The sequence below is a fragment of the Paenibacillus sp. FSL P2-0121 genome (assembly GCF_037975345.1).
Taxonomy (GTDB): Bacteria; Bacillota; Bacilli; order Paenibacillales; family Paenibacillaceae; genus Paenibacillus_AQ; species Paenibacillus_AQ odorifer.
On the sequence record NZ_CP150245.1, the window covers coordinates 4,007,901 to 4,031,267 of the forward strand.

Here is a 23,367-nt window from a genome sequence, read left to right on the forward strand (position 1 = left end):
ACTTCTGTATCCTTGTTCCTTTTATCTATACAAGTTATGTTTTGTTGTAATCCCTCTGTCTTGATCTGTACAAATAAAAACCGATAAGCAGTGTTATATATACTAATGCTTGTGCAAAGGAACCTAACAACTCCGCTAATGACAATGTATCAGCTTTCATCATGGCCTCCATTACAGGAGTTACTGGCGGCAACAACCAGATCAAAAAATGAAATATACCAGGCAAACTTTCGCTGATTTGTGCTCCGCCCAGTGATAGTATAACGATAGCTAACAACATACCTGTCGCATGACTGCCTTTTTGAACCCAAGAAGATTGAAAGAATAGGGCAATAGCCACACCAAGCATACCCAATAATCCATGTCCTATGAGCGCGAGAATTAACCGATATCCCCCGGGTGATTCTGCAAAATGACCCGTTACCCAAGGATAAAGGACAATCAATAGATCTAGCAGCAGCGTTAGAAATGCAAGCGTTAAGATACCACCTGCACTATGTTTAGCCGCACTTCGCATGTGAACAACTGCAATCTGCCGATGAACAGCGTGCTCATGATTCAAAAAACTAAGACTCATCCAAGCGCAGCTTATAAAGAGCATTACTGCTGTAGCGGCATAGCTATTCATAACTGGATTGGGCTTATAAGAATACAATATCAAGACTGCAATCACAATCCCTGCTAACGGGCCGAAATAACGCTGAGATCGAGTATAACTTCGCAGCATGTAAACGATAAACGGATACACGTAAGACCCCCTGTTCAACTCCTAGGATTCATCCATTTTTCTAAGTCATGCGATCCTCCGCGAGGTTCTACCGATTGTATTGAACCACCCGACTCCAAGATAACCCGCAAAAAAGTATCTGATTCTGAACTTGTTACTGTCAACGCCGTACGTTCTATGTTACAACTATCCTTAAACGTATTTATTGAAATGAAACCTGCCATTTCCTTCAATTGCTGCAGTTTCTGAATCGACAGATTAGACAATAGTATGTATGTAGAGGGTTTTATGTTTAGCTTCTCTGACCCCTGAATTGACTTTACAATTTTCCCTTCATGTATCACATGAACCTGATCCGCAAGCAATTCAATCCATTGGGGTTCATGTACAGAGAAGACTATAGCAGTCCCCTTATTTCTCAAAACGATGAGAAGATCAGCTAACTTATTCATTGAGGGGAGATCAAGGCCCGACATAGGTTCATCAAGAAGCAGCAACGAGGGACTTCCCAACAAGCTTTGAATCAAATTAATTTTTTGCAGCATTCCTTTGGAGAAATTTAGCATCGACTGCTTGCGAAAGTGCTCCAGTTTAAAAAGTTGAAATAACGTTGTTAGCTCCTGTTCGATCAGGACTGGCGCAAGGCCGCTAATCTGACCCATACTTCGTAAGTACTGTTCTGGGGTCAGCTTCAACCCTGGAAACATCTCAGGTGCATAACCAATTCTCAGATTTGGATCCTTACAACTCAGCTTTCCTGAGGAAATGTGGACAAGTCCAGCTAAGATTGACAACAGGGTACTTTTGCCGGATCCGTTTCGTCCGATCAGAGCAGTTACAGTTCCCTTTTCAATAGTGAACGATACATCCTCCAATACGGGTCGGCGTCCATACTGTTTACTGATCTGCTCTAATTCAATTAGGGAAGTAGCAACACCTATACTACCGCCGGCAAAGTTACGATCTACTAAGTTCGCCACTTAACATTCTCCCTTCATATCTACTGTTAATTCTCCGGTTCCCTACGAATTTCCTCTTCTAGGAATCAAAAAAAAGAAAGAACTGCCATAGCAGCCCTTTCTAAAATTTACTTTCAATCCAGTATTTCTCCCCTTTTTTTGTTTATTTTATATTCTGAGATAAAATCTCATCGGCTTGAAGGCGGAACTGTTCGGCAGCTTTTTCAGGAGTGATTTTGCTAAACATAAGCAGATCATATAATTGACGTAATACGCTAGTTACTTCTGAAGCACCCACCGGATCCGGTGGATCCATCGGACTGCTATTCTGCTCCACCCAGTCAATATATTCAAAAACCTGTGCAAGCTCTGGCTCTAGAAATGGCTTCATCTGCTCTTTAATAGCTGAGGACACCGGGACGCCACGTTCTCCCTTAAGCACTTTATTAGCTTCCAGATTATTGACAAAGAAATTAATGAATTTTGCTGCTTCCTCCTTTTGCTTAGAGCTTTTTGAAATCGAAAAAAACATCCCTGGTTTCAAGAATAAGCCGCGATCATTGTGCGGGCCTGGCATGGTGGCTAAAGCCAGCGGTTTTCCGTAACGCTGAACAGTGCTAATAAACTGATTAGAATATCCCCAACCCAGCAATGCTTCCCCTTTGTAAAAAGGGTCTTGATCCGGTTTGTTAACATCTAACGTCCAGATATCAGGTTCGAAAATCAGTTTTTCCTGCATCAGACGCTGCATACGTCCGAAATACTCTACAAACAAGCGATCATCGCTATAGCCAAGGGTTATTCCATCTTCCGAGAACAATGACGCTCCATTCTGCCGTAAATAATAAGCAAAAAACTGTTCTGGCGTCAGATAAGTTCCCAGATAAATTCCTTTCCCCTGTTCCTTTAAAGTAACGCCGATCTGCTCAAAATCCTCCCAGCTCCAATCCGTCCCTGGAGGCTCAATTCCCTGCTCCTTAAAAACTTCTGGATCATACACACTGTACAAAGCATTAATCCCTAGATTAAAACCATATAGCTGCTCGCCTAGTTTACCTCCGGCAAGATTGTTGTCGCTGATGCTGCTCGTATCTATAAGTCCGCTCTTAATATAAGGTGACAAGTCTTGCAATAAATTCAAAGTTCCATATTGCGAAAGGTAAGAGATATCCATTTGGATAATGTCTGGAAGAACATTGCCTGCTGCACTAGGTGCAAGCTTTTTCCAATACTCATTAAAGGCGCTGTAATCATATTCAATTTTCACCAGAGGATTCTGTTGTTCATACATTTGGATAACCTGAATTGTAGCGTTATTCCGGAAGTCACTTCCCCACCAGGCAATCCGGAGGTTAATTTTTTCTACTGCATTCTCTGGTGGAAGGTCCGTTTGTTGCCCGCAGCTTCCGAGAGTTGTAATCATGCATAGCAGTGCCAAGCTAAGTATGAATCTGCGCATCACCTACACCTCCTGCGGGAACGGCAAAAGAACACTGACTTTTGTTCCAAACCCAACCGTACTCTCAACATAAATGCCATATTCCTCACCGAAGGCAAGTCTGACCCGGTCACGGATGTTAAGCAAGCCAATACCTGTGCCTCTAGTCTCTACTTCCCCATTTAGTAATCGTTTGAGGAAATCTGCTTCCATTCCGGGCCCACGATCCTCAACTACAATCGCTAGCTTGCCATCAAATGGTTCAGCATATAATAGAATTTGACAAGGTTCAATCATCGTCTCAACACCATATTGAATAGCATTCTCCAACAGCGGTTGCAGGGTTAGCTTTGGAATAGAGACAGTATTAAAGACCTCTGGAATCTCCATATGAAAATCCAAACGTTTCTGAAACCGGTAATTCTGAATAGTGATATAATGCTTCACAATTTCTAGCTCTTGCGCGACTGTGATTACATTTTGTTTCAAGCTGATCGATGACCGAAGAAGAAAAGCAAGCGAGACAACCATGCTCGAAATCTGTGCATGTTCACTTTTTTTAGCTAACCAGTGGATCGAATCCAGTGAGTTATAGAGGAAATGAGGATTAATCTGCGCTTGCAAAGCCTTAAATTCTGTCTCTTTTATAATCAGCTGGTTGGCATAGTTCTCTTTGATCAATGTGTTAATCTGTGTTATCATCTGACGAAATGTCCGTTGTAATAACCCCACCTCATCCATTTGCTGAAGTGGAGGAGCCATCAGCTTAGTATCCATACTGTCCAGATCTCCATATTGAACCTCTTTCATTTGACTGATCAGCGAGCGAATCGGTTGTGTCAGATTACGGGCAAAGCTCATCCCTAGCGCAATTATAATCACAATCGCAATTCCAAATACAATGATCATTGTATTCTTCAGCCAAATGGTTTTTTCAAAAATATCATTATAAGAAACATAGTTGTAGTAAGTCCATCCAGAGTAGGAAGATTGCTTCTGTGATACAAAGGCAACTTCTCCATTCATCTCTTTGATTTCGTATCCAGCCCCTGATTTTAAAGGCTGTAAAACCGCTGTTACACCGTCCGCCACTTTCCGATAAGGATAAACCAGTTCCTGACCTGCTTTCAAAATAATATCGCTGTCTTCTGCGGCCACACCAGCGTAATCTTGGGCTAACCTCCCTATATTAATGCGTAAATAGAGCGTGCCCAGCTTATCTAGCGTCATTGGATCATAAGCTCTCACTTCTCGGACCATGACCAGCATCGGATCTGAATCGTCAGGATACAACCAACGTACAGCACCATTCCCCGCTTCTGCCTCTCGGGTCATTCGTGCCGATTTCTCCTCTGTGAACAGAATCGTCTCTCCGTATCTGCTGACCTTCCCTTGGGAATCGATCAAATGTACAGACTGAATGTAACGTTCGTCCATACTGATATGCGTCCATAACCGATCAGCAATCATCTGCCGTGTAACATATCCAGTAAAATCGGAATCATCTTTGCGCAATTCCTTAAGGCCTTCTTGAATTTGCCGATCAGCAATCATCGTCAAAGTCATGGATTCCAGCTTTTTAAGCTCCATATCAATCGTAGTCGAAGACAAATTAAGCAGCCGATACGACTTGTCATAAAGCTGCTTGTCATAAATAGAGTAGGCATAATATAAAGAACCGAACGCCATGGATATAATCAGAATCAGTATCAGAACAATCATCAGGAACACCTTCATTTTAATACTCAAATTCCGATAAACTTTCATCCGGGCTCTCCTTTGTCACTGTAATATAACTTGTATACCACATTATGGATAACCCGGATAGTCTTCTTAATCCGCTTATTTAGCCATGTAACGGTCATACGCAGCCTGATGGATTTTTATAGCTTCTTCAATGCCCATTCCTTTGATCGTATCCACCATTTTTTCAAATTCTGAGATTGGTTTCTGGCCATTAATGATTGCTGTCATCGTTTCATTCAGATACGTGTTGACCTGACTCATAATGGAAGTGCTTTTGCTGGCTTCGTCAACGCTCAAACGAAACGGAGGAAGCGTCAAATCAGAGCTAGCCTTCATCCAAGAAGCATTAGCCTCTCGTTGCCCCTCATCGAACAATAAAGCATCCAAATAACGGCTATCCTGATTGATGGGTCCATCCATAATCGAAAGCGCATATGAGGCTAACGCTTGATCGTAAGTCAAACCTTTAGAATTGTTGGTAATGACATCTGTGAATTTTATTCCTTCTCCTTCCTTCACATAGCTCTCACCTTCAATTCCGAAGTTGAACAATTCATGTCCTTGTGGGCTGTAATTGAAATCCATCCATTGGACAATATCCTTCAGTTTATCCTTATCCGCTCCGGTAGTGATTGCTTCACCATACGTCAATACTTTATTGTTCATATTAAAAGTAGCATAAGCTGTTCCGCTAGGAGAAACCGGCCAAGGTACACCTGTAAGATTAAAGTTCGGATCGGTATCGCGCATCAGGTTGAAGAATTTACCCATACCGCTAAAGACACCACCGCCATAAGAACCGGCTAAATTATTCGTCACTTTATAATCAAAGGCTTTGCCATCGTTGGTCATAATTTCCGGATCAATAAGCCCTTCCTTATACCATGTGGCCATCGTTTCCAAGAAGCTTGAATAACCTGGCTGAATCGGCCCGTATTCGACCTTATCCCCATTCATCTGAAAACCGCCGATTACCCCAAACCCTGGTGAGAAATCGTGCAGCTTCGTCAGGTCACCAGGACCCCAGTTTCCAGTGAACGGCAGCTCATCGGCCTTCCCGTTGCCATTAGGATCTTTTTCTTTAAACGCTTTCAAAACAGTATGCCATTCCTCAATGTTGGTCGGCGGCTTCAGTCCCAGCTTATCGAGCCAATCCTTGCGCATAATCAACCCTGAAGTGGCATTCAGCTTCAGCGCATCCAGCTTCAGAAGAGGGAACATATAGATCGTTCCATCATCCAGTGTGATTTGTTTTTTTACATCCGGGTCGGATTCAATGATTTTGCGAAGATTCGGTGCATATTGTTCTATCAGCTCATTTAAACGGATAATTCGGCCATCCTCAATTAATTTCTCCGGCCCACCAACCGCATCCGCCCAATTATAATAAATGACATCTGGAAGCTCTTTCGTAGAAATCAACAGGTTGAACTGATCCTTCTGCTGTCCAAGTGGTGGGTGCGTAAACTTCACTTTGATGCCAGTCAACTCTTCTTTCTTTTTATAGCTGGCCATATCACCAAAACTCTCCAAAGAAGCGGTAAGCTTACCATCATTGGCACGCCAGTAATTAATCGTCATTCCGTCTTTTGTAATTGGCAGTGGAATTTCTGTCAGCTTCTCCACCGGCGTATTAGTTGCGGTAGTATTCCCCTTATGATCTCCCGCCTTATTACCCGCACTAGTTCCATCATTATTGCCTGAACAGCCAGCCAGCATTGTAGAAAGAAGGACGGAACTTAACATCATGGCCCCTATTTTTCTTTTCACCCAAAATCGCCTCCATAAATAAATGTTATTTATTGTTTCACGGCACCGATTAAAGCGCCTTGAACAAAATATTTCTGGATAAACGGATACACCAGCATGATTGGTAACGTTGAGATTATGATAGTGGCGTATTTGATGTTCTCACCGATAGCGAAGCCTGTATCTACCCCAGCTCCCATTGACTCTGTACTGCTGCTAATCAGAATATCCCGCATTACAATTTGAATCGGATAGAGATCCTGACTGCGCAAATACAGCATCGGGGCTACATAATCATTCCAATGGTCAACCGCATAATAAAGAGTCATAACCGCGAGAATAGATTTGGACAGTGGCAGTACAATTCGGAATAAAATCAAGATATCATTAGCTCCGTCAAGCTTCGCCGACTCGATCAAGCTGATCGGTATTCCCTCAAAGCTAGTTTTCATTATCAAAAAATAAAAAGTACTAATCGCTCCAGGTATAATCATCGCCCAGCGGGTATCGACCATCCCGAGGTTCTGAATGAGCAGAAAAGTCGGGATCATCCCTCCGCCAAAAAACATCGTGAATGTGATTAACTTCATCAGTGTTTTTCTACCGAAAAGATCTGATCTGGACAAGGAATACGCTGCGATTGATGTCATCAATAAATTAACGATTGTCCCAACAGTTACATAAAAAAGTGTATTTAAATATCCACTATAGATTTTCGAATTTTGAAATACCGCTTTGTAAGCTTCGAGCTGAAAGCCTTCAGGCAGCAGCATTAATGACCTGGAACGCAGCAGTTCGTTCGGATCACTCACAGAGGAATTCAGCACATACAGGAGCGGATAAATCGATACAGCCATGATGCCTAACAACAGCAACACATTAATACAGTCAAAGATACGTTCACCTGCCGAACGTCGCATAGGTTCACCTCCTGTTCCTCACCAAAGACTGGTGGAGTTCACTTTTTTACTAATAGAGTTGGCAAGCAAAAGCAGTGAGAAATTTATAACCCCGTTAATTAATCCAATGGCTGTGGAATACGTATAATTGCCTTCCAGCACCCCAGAACGGTATACAAAGGTTGAGATAACATCCGAGGTTTCATAGGTTGGAGCGGTCTGCATCAGTAATATTTTTTGAAAATCGGAATTCATAACCGCGCCCAGACGCAGAATCAGCATAACGACGACAGTAGGCATAATTCCCGGCAGGGTAATGTTCAGAAGCTGTTTCCAGCGACCTGCGCCATCTATTTTGGCAGCCTCATATAATTGGGGATCAATTCCGCTAAGCGCCGCCAAAAAGATGATGGAAGCCCAGCCCGCACCTTGCCAGATGTTGGAGAGAATATAAAGTGGCCGGAACATATCCTTCTCTGCCAGAAACATCACAGGCTGTAGATCAAAAAAGCTACGAACTACGTTAAACAACCCGCCATCAAGTGCTGAGAATGTTTTTAACATACCGACAACAACCACGACTGAAATGAAATGCGGCATATAGCTAACGGTTTGAATCGTGCTTTTGAACCACTTATTCCGGACCTCATTTAACAGTAAAGCCAATATAATGGGTGCCGGAAATCCGAAAATAATACTGTAAAAGCTAAGAATCAGTGTGTTCTTAATAATCCGCCAAAAGTAGTAGCTTTCAAAAAACATTTTAAAATTATCAAACCCGATCCACTGCCCCGCCATAATCCCTTTTATAGGACTATAGGATTTCTGAAAAGCCATTAGCAGACCGTACATCGGCCCATAGCTGAAAATCAGATAAAAGAGCACCACGGGAATTAACATGATATACACATATTTATTCCGCTGCAGTTCTTTTTTCACATAAGACCATTTGCCGGGTTTCATACCGGACTTCTTGGTCAGCAGCTGATGCTTAAGCTCCATTGGTTGGCCTCCCCGTATGTAATATGACTAGCTTCCTTATGCACATAACTTTACAGGTAAAGCTGTCCTTTCCCCATGTTCATATCCGGTAATTATTTGTTCAAAACCGTGGAACCCTCTTTGTCCTCGCACACAAAAATACCCCACAGTACTTATCGATCAAGTACGTAGGGTATATGGGCTATCTTTAAATGAAACAATTATGGAGCCGTTTTTTTATATTCGGAAGGAGAAAAACCCGTGAATTTCTTGAAGGCTTTGCTAAAGTAGGATACATTATCTCCAAAACCGACTTCTTCAGCTAGAGGTCCAATCGTAAAATGTGCACATCCTTCGATGATTTCGAGCGCTTTTTGCATCCGGCATTTCATAACATAATTCGTAAACTTTTCCCCCGTTTCTTTCTTGAACATCTTACTAACATAATCAGGATTCATATAAATCTCCTGTGCAACAGTCTGCAAAGTTAATGTCTCTTCACAATAACGCCTATCCACGATACGCTTTACCTCTGCCACCATTTGCGATTGCTTACTGCGATTGCGGCTATAACGATCAAGGGTAATCTCTTCTGCAATACTCATTACAAACTGCTGAAAAGACTGGAGCGTGCTAGTCTCCATCATTCGGGGCAGCTTATCAATATATGTTTGCATCTTGTTTTGATCACTCAAACGTATAATCTCCATGAAGATCTGGATCAGATAGGATTTGGTCTTGGCAATGTCATATCTAAAATTCAGAAGTTGATGCAAAAGTGACAGCAGCTCGCATTCAGCATCTGCCCAGTGCCCCGCTTTAATGAGCATAACGAGGTGTTCGAGATCCAGTTGCAGCTCTAGACCTTCCTCATCCTCTGGAATGCTGATATCTTTTTCTGTAATTAAGCTCCCTTCCCCCAGATAAAATCTATGGCTAAGACATTCAATCGTCTGCGTGAATAAACGCCTTACTTGCGTCAGCTCTCCAGGTTCACTTAATGCGGCCGTCAGATCAATATGATAATATTTCATAAAGGTAGCGCGGATGCTGTCTATTTTCTCAAATAAAGCAGCTTCAGACAGGTCATCTTCCATTAATAACAGAACACGCCGCCCTACGGTGGAGCTTAAAATATGATGTTGAAAAATATCTCCCGCAATATTACTGACCGCGAACAAATGCTCATATTCATGTTCTCCTTCAATCTCTACCAGCAGTAGCCTAACACGTTGACTCTGAAAATTCAGTCCAAACAGCTCACCAAAATATTTCCATTCCTCCACACCATAGGTCTTGTTCGTCACAAGCTCCTTCAGGAATTGTTCTTTGGCATGTGGAAGTACACGTTCCAGTCCATATTTTATCGATAGGATAAAGTTCTCCTCGTACTGCCGTTCCTCTCGCTTCTGAACTACCTCGCTTAGCGCTTCATTCAGGCTCTCTTCGCTGCACGGCTTCAGTAAATAATGTTTAACCCCATACTGCATCGCCATCTTAGCATAATCGAATTCTGAGAAGCCTGTCAGCATAATAAAAGAGGTCTCAGGATGAAGCGCTGTAACCGTCGCCACCAGCTCCAGCCCGTCCATTCCCGGCATACGAATATCGGTAATAATAATATCAGGTATAGCTTGCTTGATTAATTCTAATGCCTCCAAGCCATTTTGCGCGGTTCCAATAAGTTCTGTGCCCAATGCTTCCCAGTTCATTACCGATGAGATGCCATCCAGGATAATAAATTCATCATCAACTAAAAGGACCTTTTGCATGATACTGCTCCTCCAATCTTTTTTGTAAGCGCTATCAATAATATGTAAAAGGTTAAATCTGTATGTATTTAGCATTCTACATGCTTGTTTCCTTTTTTTCTACCAATAGCATGAATCAAACAGACCTGGATATAAAAAACCAGACTATTGCTATATCTCTACAGCAACAGTCTGGCTATTAGTTCATATATGAGAGTTAAGTTATACGATTTACGCATATACCTCAACAGCATCGCTAATCAAACGGCATGCCTCTGCAGCTTTACGGCAGGCATTAATACATTCTTGGCAGTGATTATGTATATGCTTGCTGCTCTCATCCGCGCATGCTTCACATATTTCTGCACATAGTTTTAGAATTCCAGATACAAACGGACTTTGACGGGTCATTGCTTGAATGGCATAAGAACAAATATCCGCACATTCACGATCGAGTCGCATGCTCTCACGAAGAGATGCAAGATCATATTCTTTTAGGCTTGAGACATAGCTGTAGTTACAGGCATTCATACTTTCGAGACAAGCGTCAATGCACTCCTGATATTGAATTCGGGTCATAGCCTTCAACCTCCTGCATTTTTAATGGTATGCCTTACTATTAACCTACAAGATTAGGAATGAACCACAGCTTCTTCTGAAGCAGAACGGATTACAGGCTTCTTTTGATCGTTCCAGGCCGAACTAAAATACGTCCTTCCATCTCCAGCAGCTTCGTGCGTAACTCACTGGATGAGAAATGTTCCCCGATAAATACAGCTACGTCTGGCACTTCGCCTTGAGGTGTGATTTTCATAAAATCAGCTTCACGGTAAGCATATTGAAAAAGAAAACGACTGGAGGTGTCATTAAAGGTCACAATGCCTTTAGCCCTATAAACATCCCGCGGAAGCTCCTTGACGAACTGTTCAAAGGTCTCGCTGTTGACAGGTCGTTTGAAGTAATGTGTGTATGCCATCACGTGATCGTGGGAAGCATGGGTGCCTCCTGAAGATTGCAGAGCTTCCTCATGCACATGGCTTTCACTGTCGCCCTCTTCAAGCTGTGAATCCGTAAGAACTCCACCTGCGCTACGCAGGAGCTCCTCTGTGTCGATCTCACAACGCTCCGCTGGCATAATCGGTGCATAAGAATTCCATTTTCGCAGAACGGTTATGATCTCTTCTGCTTCATCTGCTGAGACACGGTCAGTTTTATTCAGAATCAAAACAGAGGCGCAGCGAATTTGCTCCTGCATCAGTCGATAGGTTGCGCCTTGCTGCGCACGGTACAATTCGAGCAAATGCGCGGCGTCAACGACAGTGATCAAGCTTTTCAGCTCTACTTTTTGATACAGTGAAGTTTCGGTTACGCCATCTACAATTTCCAGCGGGTTCGCCGCACCTGTGGCCTCAATAACAACAACATCCGGTGATTCCTTCTTGATAAGAGTAGTTAGCTCTGTACTGAGATCTCCTCGGATAGAACAGCAGATACAGCCGCCGAGCAGCTCTGCCATAGGAACGGTTTGCTCAACCAGCAGCCCATCCAGATTCACTTCACCCAGCTCATTCATCACTACTGCCGGGCGTAAGCCCTGATCTTTCCAATGTTCCAGCAGGCGCTGCAGCAGGGTAGTTTTGCCGCTTCCCAGAAATCCTGACAATATATACACAGGTACAACCTGTTCCATGATTCATCGCTCCTTGCAAATTACGGGTATGGTAGCGAGTTTACTACATGATGCCAAAGCACGCAAGCGGCATCCCTATAACCTCAAAAGATTAGCGCTGGATAACGAAACTTGTCTTTGCTTCCTCCATACCCTATCATGAGAACATCTCTAATTTAGGAGCTGATCTCATTGTCATCCGTTGAAGAACATCGGAAGGAAGCACCACAATCCGTATCCTGCTATATCATTACCGTCTCCGACACCAGAACTACCGAAACCGATACCGGTGGAGCTTTAATCCAATCCATGCTTGAGGCTGCCGGATATGAAGTTATAGGCCGTACCATTATCAAAGACAACTATCAAGACATTCGTGAACTACTCTATAAAAACGCTGATCACACTGGAGTTGAAGCCGTACTGCTCACGGGTGGAACAGGAATTTCTCCCCGTGATACCACCTACGAAGCTGTTTCATCCTTGCTGGATAAAACGCTGCCGGGCTTCGGTGAGATTTTTCGAATGTTAAGCTACACAGAGGATATAGGTTCGGCGGCAATCCTTAGTCGAGCAATTGCAGGTACGATTGGCAACACAGCTATTTTTTCTATGCCCGGCTCCACTGGAGCCGTTAAATTGGCTATGGAACGGCTAATTATCCCGGAGCTTCGTCATGTAATGCGAGAGATATACAAACAATAATCCCACCCATTTTTTTATAAACTAGACAAATAACCAAGCATACCTTTGTTCTGTGCGTATAATACGGTAAGTTCACACACAAAGGAGCTGAAGGAAATGTCAGAAGAATGTCCAAAATGTCCGGCCCAAACTGTCACCGACCCACCTAAGGTGGTTTATCAAGATTATTACCACCCTCAAGTTGTGAATGTTATTCACCCGGTAGAAATCGTTAGACGCCATCACTGTGTCCCAGTTCCTCGCCATTGCTACACCTATTCTGTTAAAGATATCATGTGCGATAACTCTATGATGCCTAGAGGCAGAAGATAAAACTCTACTTCATAACTCTATTAAAAGAATCCTATAAGTGAGAGGAACATCCATGTCCAACGCATGGGGATGTGCTCTCGCTTTTTTCTGCATAAAAGATTTGACAATCTTGACCATTCCCCCTATAATTTTGAACACTTTACGCGAAAGTGGTTTTTGATTAACCAAACAGTTAATCGGAAAGGAAAGAGATGAGCTCACTCCAAACTTTAAATCGAAAGATCAAAACGGTCGTCAGTCCTTTTCATGAGTTATTATGCAGTCTGCATGTCTTCCATCAACCAGAACACCATCCAACAAGATTACAATGGGCTCTGGAGCTCAAGAAAAGAATGCCTCTTGCTCTACAGGAGAACATCCACACACTTGGGCAGTTGTCAGAACGTTGGATCGCTCTGCTAGATTTACCGGACCGTATGGGTGTCCCTATTTCTTGCAATCAAGGAATCACCCTACTCAAAAAACTTCCGGATGCAGAGCTAGTGTATCTATTTATGAATCAAGAAATTGCACTAAGTACCATAGTCGAATGGCTGAATGAATCTGAAAGCAAGCGTTCGCTGATGAAGTTGAGTGGAAACGTGAAGTACCTGATAAACAATCTGGCTAGTGTTCGCAAGCTATTAATCTCAACATTAATTACATACGAACATGATTATTTCGGGCAGGAATGGGACTATATTGAACCATTTATGAACATCTCAGCCGCTCAGTTTCAAGACTTAGCCAGTCGTTCCCCGGAAAAGGCACTAAATACGCTCCACCCACGCCTCCTCTCAGAGAACGGGACTCTGACAGTACAAAAGGCTGTAACGTATTACTTTCCTTATGACCAGCTTGGACAAGTGTACGTTTTTCCTTCTACATTCATATTTCCGCATCTGCTTGTTGGCTGGTTCGAAGACACTTTATTTTTGCCTCTCACGGTGGATGTTCCCGGTCTTGCCTTTAGTGGGGGACCGCCGAGTGACCTGTTGCGCCAACTCAAAGCTTTAAGTGATGATACGCGGATGCGAATTCTGAAACTGCTGTGGAAAGGGCCGCATTGTACCAAGCAGCTTGCGCCAATATTGGGTATTTCTGAAGCTGCGGTCTCTAAACAACTAAAACAACTAAGTGAAGCAGGATTTACCCAATCACAGCGAAAAGGGAATTATTTATTTTATTCAGTGAACAAAGAAGTCTTTGATAATCTGCTCATCCTGCAAAGGCAGTACCTTGAACAATGAGGTTAATGAAAGGTGTGAGTATATATGTGGCATATCGCTATCGCAACCCTAAAAAGAAACCAAAAATCTAATCTTAGAGCCTTTCCCTGGACCTTTACATTCGGGCACATTATTGATGGAGTTTATCTAGTCATCATCTCTTATTTTTCTTATGTGTATCTAATCAAAGGGGATATAGATTCAAAATTTGCTATCTATAGTGGCAGTGAGGACTATCTGACCTATGTAATTATTGGAGGTATGCTCAGTATATTTTCCGTTAGTATGATGATGAACGTATCCAGGGCACTTATTACCGAATGGAGAGAAGGTACACTTGAGGCACTGCTGCTCTCCCCTTCAAGCCGGAGCGGTTATTTTCTAGGAAACGCAGTCCAGCAGTTGTATCGAAGTGGGGCGGAATTGCTGGTAGTTCTCTTCTTTGGCCTTTTAGCAGGACTTCGACTCCCCTCCGTTGACTTCCTATCTGTCTTCATGGGAATTTTGCTATTTTTACTATCGTGTTATGCGATGGCGCTGGTGCTAGGAAGCATTATGCTTTATACAAGGGACACCTTCATTGTGCAAAATACTCTATTTACGCTAACTGCTCTACTGTGTGGATTTCAGTTTCCAAGGCAATACTTACCTGACTACTTGCAGGCTATAGGTGAGATTTTCCCATTGACCTATGCGCTACAACTCCTTCGAGGCTCGCTGCTAACTGGAGAAACAATACGATTACCTGACATATGGCCAATCATACTGCTTAGTGTTGTATACATAACGGTTGGTCAATGGACAAACCGGCGCATAGAGCGCGGGTTGTTCGAACGATTCTAAAACCTTGGAGGGGTGAAACCATTGATTAATATGCATGAAGTTACTAAGATTTACGAGAGCAAACATAAACTGAGCTGGTTCCGTTCGGAAAAAAGATCAGTGACAGCAGTGAAATCACTATCTTTAGATATCGCTGCAGGGGAAATCGTAGGTCTTCTCGGTCTAAATGGCGCTGGAAAAACCACAACAATACGTATGCTTTCTACTCTCCTAGAGCCAACCTCCGGCAGTATTGAAGTCGATGGAATGTCACTACACAAAAATCGACAGGCCATTCAGCAAAAAGTAAATATGATCGCCGGAGGAGAACGAATGTTGTACTGGCGGCTCACTGGTAGAGAGAATCTTCAATACTTCGGTAAACTCTATGGAATGAACAGCCCTCACATCGCTAGAGAAGCAGGACGTCTTCTGGAGGAAGTAGGTTTGACCCAAGCTGCTGACCAACCTGTTGAACAATATTCTAAAGGGATGAAGCAACGGCTGCAAATCGCCCGCGGACTTATCAACGATCCACAATACTTATTTCTAGATGAGCCCACACTTGGCCTTGATGCCCCTATTGCCAGGCAGCTTCGCAGTACGATAAGAAAGCTTGCACTGGACAGTGGAAAGGGTATCCTTCTGACCAGCCATTATTTACAGGAGGTCGAAGAACTTTGTGACCGAGTTTATGTACTGAATCGAGGCGAGCTTCTGCTCTGTGACAAACCTGAGCGGATTGTCCATCAGGTTGCAGGCTCGCAAACTGCTCATTTAGAGGTTACAGGCTGGCATGAATCACTTCGTCCCAAGCTACTAGAGCATCTACGAACATTTACTCAGCCTGCGGAATTAATGGGTGTCTGCGCAACAGAAAAACTAGAACTTCAAAATGATGGACTGCAGCGCATTTCTGTAAAAACACCTTCGGCTGATAGAATCATTACAGAGCTGCTGCCATGGACTACTGAGCAGGGGCTTAGCATTAAAAGCTTCGCATCCGAAAAACCTACTTTGGAGGATGCGATTATCCTCCTTTCGGAAGGAAGGGTATCATGAACTTACATAGCTTATGGTTTACCCTTAGCGCGGAGATCACTAAGCAGCATCGAAATAGAGTTAAGGGACGCGCAGTGTTTTTTTCACTTCTACTCTGGTCGGCGCTCACCTTTTTAACCACCTACTTTACTATGCAGCCCTTTAGAACCGGAGCAGGATCAGCACTCTCAAAAGTAATACCAGATGGACGGATTCCCCTTTTTCTGCTGAGCGGATATCTCGTCTTTCAGTTATACTGGACGGTTGTGCAAGCCGCATGGTTATTCGAACAAGAACGCAAAGGGGGCACACTTGAGGTAGTGTTCCTAACGCCAGCGTCAAAAATGGCCTTCCTGTATGGACGTTCCGTATATTCACTATTTCACGGAATATGGATGTTCGCTTGCTTCTCCATTCTGACTTTCATTTTTCTTGCGGACGTAACGACTGTTAACTGGGGCGCCTTATTACCTGTATTAATACTTATCATGATATCAGCGGTTATATGGGGAGCTTTGCTGTGTGCGATATCTCTATTCTCAAGGGATTCAGGGCTACTCTATTACATCTTTCAAGCACCAATGGAGCTGTTTGGCGGGGTTCGTATTCCACCAGCAGTATTCCCAGCATGGGCAACGGGTTTATCCCTTCTGTTTCCACTCACATATAGTCTGGTTCTTGTGCGCGGGGCGTTATACGATAATATCGGTACTAGCTGGTGGTGGGCTCTCGGCGCTTTAATCGTAGGTAGTGCTTGTCTTGTCATTTGTACCCGCTATCTTCTGGTTAGAGCAGAACAACATGCAAGAGTAAAAGGAAACTGGACTTTATTCTAACTGTAAATGACCAAGTCTTTTACACATAGGACCTAAGAGACGTTATTTGCTGGTTTTTAGCTTTTTCAGAAGTTTCGCGGACTCCAGTGACACTATTCCTTCAAAAAGGGTTCATTTTGGGAGTTTTAGGGCCGATAACTGCTTTGGAGTCCGTTAGAATTTCAAACGGGAGAGAAAGCTTTGTTTAAGGTCAGTGGGGTCCGAAAACTGCTTCTTACGCGCAAATGCTCCCTAACCACACAATAACCCGGCAGACAAATCTGCCGGGTTATTTCATATTTTATATACTGGAGATAGACACAGCTTATAAGTCAGGATGTTCGTGTTTTGCCTTGAGACGATTCCAACGGCGCTCAACTTCTTCTTCGAAGCTGTGTAAAGCTGGCTCATTCTCAGGTTTCAACAAATGACGAGTTTTACCCATTGTCTTCAGCCATGCTGAGAGCTCAACACGTTTGCCCTTATCTTCAGGATTATATGTGATATTCGTAGAACCATGCTCTACTTCATATAACGGGAAGAAGCAAGACTCAACAGCTAATGATACGATGTTCGTGCCTTCCTTATCATCAGACATCCAGTTTAGCGGACATGCGATCAGGATTTTACCATACACCAAACCTTCGTTTTGTGCGTACCACTGTGCTTTTGCCGCTTTTTTCACCAGATCCTGCGGATAAGCCTCCGAACCCGTGAAGACATAAGGAATGTTAGTAGCCGCCATAATTTGTGCTGTATCTTTATGCTGAGTAACTTTACCTTGCTGCTGCTTGCCGATACTGGAGGTTGAAGTACGGTGACCCAGTGGTGTCGAATAGGACTGCTGTGCTCCAGTATTCATGTAACCCTCGTTATCGTACTCTACAATAATCATTTTGTGACCACGCAGTGCAGCTCCAATTGCCGGTCCCATCCCGATGTCCATACCGCCATCTCCGGTTACCATAACAAATGTAAAGTCCTCTTTAAGCCCTAGTCCATCCAGCTCACCGCGACGTTTGCGTTCCCAGAACATCTCTACGACACCGGACAAGGTAGCTGCTCCATTTTGGAAAAGATTATGGATAAACGTTGATTTATGGGAGGAATACGGATACCCCGTAGTCGTTACCATGGCACAGCCTGTATGATAAAGTGCGACGATATCCCCTTCAATTCCTTTGAAGAAAGTCTCCAGTCCTGAGAAAATTCCACAACCTGGACACGCACCATGCCCTGGGGAGAGCCGTTTAGGTTTCTTCGTCAAGCTGCGCAGCGGCGGAATCCGTACGCTTAATTTGCCTGTTGCTTCATCCTGTTTCACAGTGATTAAGCCTGTCTTCAGTGAGTCAAAGTCCATTGGCTTCAGAAGACGTTGCGGAGCTTTATCTGGTGTACCCGGATTGTGGCCATAATAATCAAATGGTATGTCTACTCGATCTGCAGCAACAGCATCTATTGCTAATTGGAAAAAGGCATGACCGTCTTCTGCGTAGAAGTCCTTACCACCCAAACCGTAGATACGGCTAATTACTTTAGTCGTAGTGTTGCCATATGTGAACAGGGCTGCCTTGATTTCATTGACCATGTTACCACCATGTCCGCCAACAGAATCTGCACGGTCACCAACGGTGATTGCTTTAACATTTTTCAGCGCTTCAGCAATTTGCTTCTGCGGGAAAGGACGGATCATATTCGGCGAGATTGCACCGGCTTTGATCCCTTGCAACCGAAGCTGATCCACAACATCCTTAATAATCTCAGAGGCAGAATTCATCAAGAATACGGCTACTTCAGCATCTTCCATCCGATATTCCTCGATCATTGGATAATGACGTCCGGTTAACTCAGCAAATTCCTTCGCAATTTCTTCAAAAACTTCACCCGCATTGTACATAGCTACGGACTGCTGATAGCGGTTGTTAATATAGTCAGGTTCGTTCATATAAGGACCAACCGTTACCGGATTATTGCGGTCTAAAGTATCGGTAAAGCCTGTTGGAGGCTGCGGTCCAACAAATTTATGAACATCCTCCCGATGAGTAAAAGCTTGAACGCGGCGTTTCTGGTGGGAGGTGAAATATCCATCTGAAGCCACCATTACCGGAAGACGAACTTTAGCATGTTCCGCAAGCTTCAATGCCATTAGGTTCATATCATAAACAGATTGTGGATCCCGGCACATTAAAATAGGCCAACCTGTATTCAAAGCAAAATACAAATCTGAATGGTCCCCGTGAATATTCAGCGGTCCAGAGATCGAACGGCAGATTAGATTCATAACCATAGGCATACGCGTACCAGCTTGTACAGGCAATTGCTCAAGCATGAACATATAACCTTGGGCACTGGTAGCATTAAATACACGTCCGCCAGCCGTTGAAGCGCCATAACAGATTCCAGCAGAGCTATGCTCGCCATCTGACGGAATCAGCATAATATCATGCTGGCCATTCGCTTTCATCGTATCAAGAAATTGCGCTACTTCTGTCGATGGAGAAATCGGAAAATACCCCATTACATGATAATTTATCTGATGAGCAGCATAAGCCGCCATTTCATTGCCGGATTCATATAGGAATTTCTGCTCTACTTTAGCAGAGCCTACTTCTTTTTCATAATCTATAGCCACGTGTATTCCACCTTTCCTCCGTTAATTAGGCCTCAGTAACGAGATCAAAAATATGCCGGACCGTATGACTCTCTGCGTAGCCCTCTTCCTCACGTTCGCCAGACAAGGCAGTTGTAGGACAAGCTTCTACACATTTTAAACAGCCTTTGCAGTATTGATAATCAATACCTTGCAGGAACATTTGTGGACGTCCCTTCTTATCAGGCTGCTCATCCCAAACAAAACACAGATCAGGACACACCGTATCGCACTGCGCACAATGAATACAATCCTCCTGCTTAAAATGAGGCAGCAAACCGGAGCGTGAAATGCTCAAGTTCTTTAAAAAGCTGCTGCCAGGATTCGTAATGGTACCGCCGATTGGCTGTGTTTCATAACCCAATGCGGAAATATCAGACCGCACGAACTCAGGCATTGTCACGCCCGCAGGCAGTGGAAAATGCATAAACTTAACTTCATTAAATCCACGGTCGAAAGTAGTCAGTGCTGACTGTACTGCCTGTGGATATTTTTTGCCTAGTGATTTCTCTATAACGCCTTTCATAATTTCAGGGTCTAAGAAATCACACATCCGGAACAACGCGCCTAGCATCGCCATATTAACGCGGTTTTTCTCATCTAAGGCGATCGTTGTAGCATCAACGACTGCAATAGTTCCTGCCATCATATTCAGGGAGGATTTCAATTCCTCCGGCGATTTTGCTGAGTTCACCAATACTGTGCTATGTTCATAAATTCCGCTAATTACGTTAACTGTCTTTGCTAATGCTTCGTGAAATACCCCAACAACATGCGGACGCTCAACCGGAGACGTGTCACGAATAGGCGTATTCAAATCACAAAACCGGATATGCGCTTTTACCGCTGATCCCTTCTTCTCCGAACCATATGACGAAAAGCTGACCCCATTCATTCCAGCACCGACAACACCTGCTTCTGCAAGCATTTTACCAGCCAGGTTCGCACCCAACCCTCCAATTGACTCCAGACGAATCTCAAAAAATCCGAGCTCGTTCACTTTTGGTAACTGTACCACCGACATAGCCCCTTTCAGAATGTCATCTAGTATAATATCCTTTTGACTTTTTCAACGATTGTAACTTGATTTTGCAAGACGCGAAGTGACAAATCTTGCATTTTCCAAGTGTTGCCTAAGCTTATTTATCTACTTTCATTTAGCAATAAAATTAAAAATTAAGATGTTAAATTCATCACATTCTTCATGATAAATATCACACACCGATGAAAAATCACCTCTATTTCTACAAATGTGTATCATTTATACTTTTCAACTAGTCCATTTCAGGATAAACTGATTCTTGGTGTAATTTTTTGAACCTACTTAGGAGGCATTAAATGTGAAGTCAAACGAAGCATCATTACAGAAAAAATTGCTTCCACGGCATATCAGCTTTATGGCGATGGGCGGCGTAATCGGTACGGGGATTTTTAAAGGAAGCTCTGAGACGATAAGCATTGCTGGACCAGGGGTTGTTCTCTCCTATGTATTGGCAGGCTTGCTGCTACTAGTCGTTATGGGTGCAATTGCCGAAATGGCCACGGTATACCCGAACAAAAATATGAAGGAATTCATCCGCGAGGCTTTTGGAGAACGGCTCTCCTTTATCGTGGGTTGGCTATATTGCTTCATGTGGTTGACTGTCTGCGTAATCGAAGTGCTGGCGGCAGGAAGCTTCTTGCAGTACTGGTTACCGGATGTTCCATTATGGCTACTGAGTCTAGCAAGTGGTGCTTTAATTATTGGCATCAATATGATGAGTGTAAGCGGTTATGGAGAGACGGAGTTTTGGTTAGCAGGAATCAAAATAGCTATGATTATCATCTTTATTATTCTGGGAGCTGCATTATTGTTTGGGCTATTGCCTATGTCTGAAGGGACTCCCTATTTAAGTAATTTTACGGATTATGGCGGATTATTCCCACAAGGCTGGACACCTATCTTCTCTGCCCTTCTGGTCGTCATGTTCTCCTACGGCGGATCTGAGCTGATTGGACTGACTTTAACAGAAACTCAAGATGCAGAAAAAGTGTTGCCTAGAGTTGTCAAAAGCTTCATTTTACGTGTTATTTTGTTCTACACCATTCCAATTCTGATCATCTGTGGGTTAATTCCTTGGAATCAGCTTAACGAGCATACCAGCCCCTTTGTGCAGGTATTAGCAGCTACAGGACTTAAGGGTGCTGACCATGTTATGAACTTCATACTGATTACGGCTGTGCTCTCTGCTGCTAACTCTGGTATCTACGGCGCCACACGGATGTTGCACTCTTTGGCTTCACAGGGTGAAGCTCCACGTAGCTTAGCAAAGACCTCAGCAAAAGGTGTGCCGATCAACAGTCTTAAACTTTGCGCTATAGTTCTTTTTGTTGGTTCTATGTTAGCGTACTTCGCACAGGATGGACTTTTCCGGCTGCTGATGGCTGTTCCCGGCTTCGTAGTAAGCTTGGTATGGATCAGCATCTGTCTATCACAGCTGAAGCTGCGGAAAACCTATCCTAAAGAGCCAAGCTTTAAAGTGTGGGGGTTCCCTTATATTACGATTTTGACGCTTATCTGTTTGTCGGTTATCACGATTTCCTTCCTTTTCGACACTCAGAACCGGATCAGCATAGGCACATGTCTGGGCTTCCTGCTGATGCTTACCATCTGGTCATTCGCTAAATTCCGGAAGAAGAACTAAAATATATATCTCGCACTTACATGAAAAAAGGTGTATCCATTGTTCTTGGCGATTGCGTAGAACGGGGATACACCTTTTCTTATGGGACCGTTGATTTGCTCACTCACACCGGATGCACCTCATTCTGCGGGATTTATACCGTTGATTTGCTCACTCACACCGGATGCGCCTCATTCTACGGGATTTATACCGTTGATTTGCCTCCTCGCACCGGATGCGCCTCATTCTGCGGGATTTATACCGTTGATTTACCTACTCACACCGGATGCGCCTCATTCTACGGGATTTATACCGTTAATTTGCCTACTCGCACCGGATATGCCTCATTCTGCGGTATATATACCGTTGATTTACCTACTCACACCGGATGCGCCTCATTCTACGGGATTTATACCGTTGATTTGCCTACTCGCACCGGATGCGCCTCATTCTGCGGGATTTATACCGTTGATTTGCCTCCTCGTACTGGATTTGCCTCCTCGTACTGGATTCGCCTCATTCTGCGGGATTTATACCGTTGATTTGCTCACTCGCACCGGATTCGCCTCATTCTACGGGATTTATACCGTTGATTTGCCTAATCGCACTGGATTCGCCTCATTCTGCGGGATTTATACCGTTGATTTGCTCACTCACACCGGATTCGCCCTATTCTACGGGATTTATACCGTTGATTTGCCTACTCGCATCGGATTCGCCTCATTCTGCGGGATTTATACCGTTGATTCGCCCACTCGCACCGGATATGCCTCATTCTGCGGTATATATACCGTTGATTTACCTACTCACACCGGATGCGCCTCATTCTGCGGTATATATACCGTTGATTTGCCTACTCTCACCGGATTCGCCTCATTCTACGGGATTTATACCGTTGATTTGCCTACTCTCACCGGATTCGCCTCATTCTGCGGTATATATACCGTTGATTTACCTACTCACACCGGATACGCCTCATTCTGCGGGATTTATACCGTTGATTTACCCACTCGTACTGGATTCGTCTCATTCTAGGGGATTTACTTATTCTTTTGGGGTATGGTAATTTCTCGATGTACTTTAAGTAGTGTTCTGTTGCACAAAATGCAACGAAATCCAAATCAGATATACGCGGACAAACTAGCTAAATATACTTTCAGAAAATAAACTTACGGCGTTCGAAGTTAACAAACGCAAGCTTCACCCAACGTCAGCTTCCCCCAAACGTCGGC

20 protein-coding genes are annotated in these 23,367 nt (G+C 43.7%); 8 read left to right on the forward strand and 12 right to left on the reverse strand.

Annotated features, from left to right (window positions below):
* Positions 1-34: 34 nt before the first annotated feature.
* The 10 genes from MKY54_RS17785 to MKY54_RS17830 form a co-directional block, all read right to left on the reverse strand.
* The gene (locus tag MKY54_RS17785) at positions 35-748 is read right to left on the reverse strand and encodes a hypothetical protein (protein WP_076128327.1); all 714 of its coding nucleotides are present in this window, start codon (positions 746-748) and stop codon (positions 35-37) included.
* Between the two features lie 14 nt (positions 749-762).
* The gene (locus tag MKY54_RS17790; protein WP_076128324.1) at positions 763-1,707 is read right to left on the reverse strand and encodes an ABC transporter ATP-binding protein; all 945 of its coding nucleotides are present in this window, start codon (positions 1,705-1,707) and stop codon (positions 763-765) included.
* 142 nt (positions 1,708-1,849) lie between these two features.
* Entirely contained in the window at positions 1,850-3,145 is a 1,296-nt protein-coding gene (locus tag MKY54_RS17795; RefSeq protein ID WP_076128322.1) for an extracellular solute-binding protein, read from the reverse strand.
* A 3-nt stretch (positions 3,146-3,148) separates the two neighbouring features.
* Positions 3,149-4,891, reverse strand: coding sequence for a sensor histidine kinase (locus MKY54_RS17800; protein WP_076128319.1), 1,743 nt, complete (start codon positions 4,889-4,891; stop codon positions 3,149-3,151).
* Positions 4,892-4,966: 75 nt separating this feature from the next.
* On the reverse strand, positions 4,967-6,640 hold the full coding sequence (locus tag MKY54_RS17805; protein WP_076128317.1) for an extracellular solute-binding protein: 1,674 nt from the start codon (positions 6,638-6,640) through the stop codon (positions 4,967-4,969).
* 29 nt (positions 6,641-6,669) lie between these two features.
* Positions 6,670-7,539 carry a carbohydrate ABC transporter permease gene (locus tag MKY54_RS17810; protein WP_076128315.1) on the reverse strand — a complete coding sequence of 290 codons (870 nt, stop codon included), beginning with the start codon at positions 7,537-7,539 and terminating at the stop codon, positions 6,670-6,672.
* Between the two features lie 18 nt (positions 7,540-7,557).
* Positions 7,558-8,520: an ABC transporter permease subunit gene (locus MKY54_RS17815; protein ID WP_076184463.1), complete on the reverse strand. Its 963-nt coding sequence runs from the start codon at positions 8,518-8,520 to the stop codon at positions 7,558-7,560.
* A gap of 200 nt (positions 8,521-8,720) precedes the next feature.
* Positions 8,721-10,271 (reverse strand): response regulator, encoded by a 1,551-nt coding sequence (locus tag MKY54_RS17820; RefSeq protein WP_339187333.1) that lies wholly within the window; start codon positions 10,269-10,271, stop codon positions 8,721-8,723.
* Positions 10,272-10,481: 210 nt separating this feature from the next.
* The gene (locus MKY54_RS17825) at positions 10,482-10,829 is read right to left on the reverse strand and encodes a four-helix bundle copper-binding protein (RefSeq protein ID WP_036688030.1); all 348 of its coding nucleotides are present in this window, start codon (positions 10,827-10,829) and stop codon (positions 10,482-10,484) included.
* Between the two features lie 91 nt (positions 10,830-10,920).
* Positions 10,921-11,940 carry a GTP-binding protein gene (locus MKY54_RS17830; protein ID WP_339187335.1) on the reverse strand — a complete coding sequence of 340 codons (1,020 nt, stop codon included), beginning with the start codon at positions 11,938-11,940 and terminating at the stop codon, positions 10,921-10,923.
* Between the two features lie 165 nt (positions 11,941-12,105).
* On the opposite strand from MKY54_RS17830, the gene MKY54_RS17835 reads away from it, so the two are divergent.
* The 5 genes from MKY54_RS17835 (at position 12,106) to MKY54_RS17855 (ending at position 16,843) form a co-directional block, all read left to right on the forward strand.
* Positions 12,106-12,624 (forward strand): molybdenum cofactor biosynthesis protein B, encoded by a 519-nt coding sequence (locus MKY54_RS17835; RefSeq protein ID WP_076128304.1) that lies wholly within the window; start codon positions 12,106-12,108, stop codon positions 12,622-12,624.
* Between the two features lie 503 nt (positions 12,625-13,127).
* Positions 13,128-14,165 (forward strand): metalloregulator ArsR/SmtB family transcription factor, encoded by a 1,038-nt coding sequence (locus MKY54_RS17840; protein WP_339168210.1) that lies wholly within the window; start codon positions 13,128-13,130, stop codon positions 14,163-14,165.
* Positions 14,166-14,189: 24 nt separating this feature from the next.
* A complete protein-coding gene (locus tag MKY54_RS17845) occupies positions 14,190-14,987 on the forward strand; it encodes an ABC transporter permease (RefSeq protein ID WP_339187337.1) in 798 nt (265 codons plus the stop codon).
* Positions 14,988-15,017: 30 nt separating this feature from the next.
* The gene (locus MKY54_RS17850; protein WP_282579861.1) at positions 15,018-16,028 is read left to right on the forward strand and encodes an ABC transporter ATP-binding protein; all 1,011 of its coding nucleotides are present in this window, start codon (positions 15,018-15,020) and stop codon (positions 16,026-16,028) included.
* On the forward strand, positions 16,025-16,843 hold the full coding sequence (locus MKY54_RS17855; protein WP_339187339.1) for an ABC transporter permease: 819 nt from the start codon (positions 16,025-16,027) through the stop codon (positions 16,841-16,843). The genes MKY54_RS17850 and MKY54_RS17855 overlap by 4 nt, the downstream gene beginning before the upstream one ends.
* A 304-nt stretch (positions 16,844-17,147) precedes the next feature.
* On the opposite strand, the gene MKY54_RS17860 is transcribed toward MKY54_RS17855, so the two are convergent.
* Together MKY54_RS17860 and MKY54_RS17865 are read right to left on the reverse strand one after the other, a co-directional pair.
* Positions 17,148-19,454 (reverse strand): thiamine pyrophosphate-dependent enzyme, encoded by a 2,307-nt coding sequence (locus MKY54_RS17860; RefSeq protein ID WP_076128294.1) that lies wholly within the window; start codon positions 19,452-19,454, stop codon positions 17,148-17,150.
* Between the two features lie 25 nt (positions 19,455-19,479).
* Positions 19,480-20,490, reverse strand: coding sequence for a 2-oxoacid:acceptor oxidoreductase family protein (locus tag MKY54_RS17865; protein ID WP_038571642.1), 1,011 nt, complete (start codon positions 20,488-20,490; stop codon positions 19,480-19,482).
* 322 nt (positions 20,491-20,812) lie between these two features.
* On the opposite strand from MKY54_RS17865, the gene MKY54_RS17870 reads away from it, so the two are divergent.
* From MKY54_RS17870 to MKY54_RS17880, 3 genes are read left to right on the forward strand one after another with little or no spacing between them, the layout of a single operon-like run.
* Positions 20,813-22,156, forward strand: a complete 1,344-nt coding sequence (locus tag MKY54_RS17870; RefSeq protein ID WP_036688050.1) for an amino acid permease — start codon at positions 20,813-20,815, stop codon at positions 22,154-22,156.
* Positions 22,157-22,176: 20 nt separating this feature from the next.
* Entirely contained in the window at positions 22,177-22,677 is a 501-nt protein-coding gene (locus tag MKY54_RS17875) for a hypothetical protein (protein WP_339187342.1), read from the forward strand.
* A complete protein-coding gene (locus MKY54_RS17880) occupies positions 22,628-23,170 on the forward strand; it encodes a hypothetical protein (RefSeq protein WP_339187344.1) in 543 nt (180 codons plus the stop codon). The genes MKY54_RS17875 and MKY54_RS17880 overlap by 50 nt, the downstream gene beginning before the upstream one ends.
* Positions 23,171-23,367: the final 197 nt, after the last annotated feature.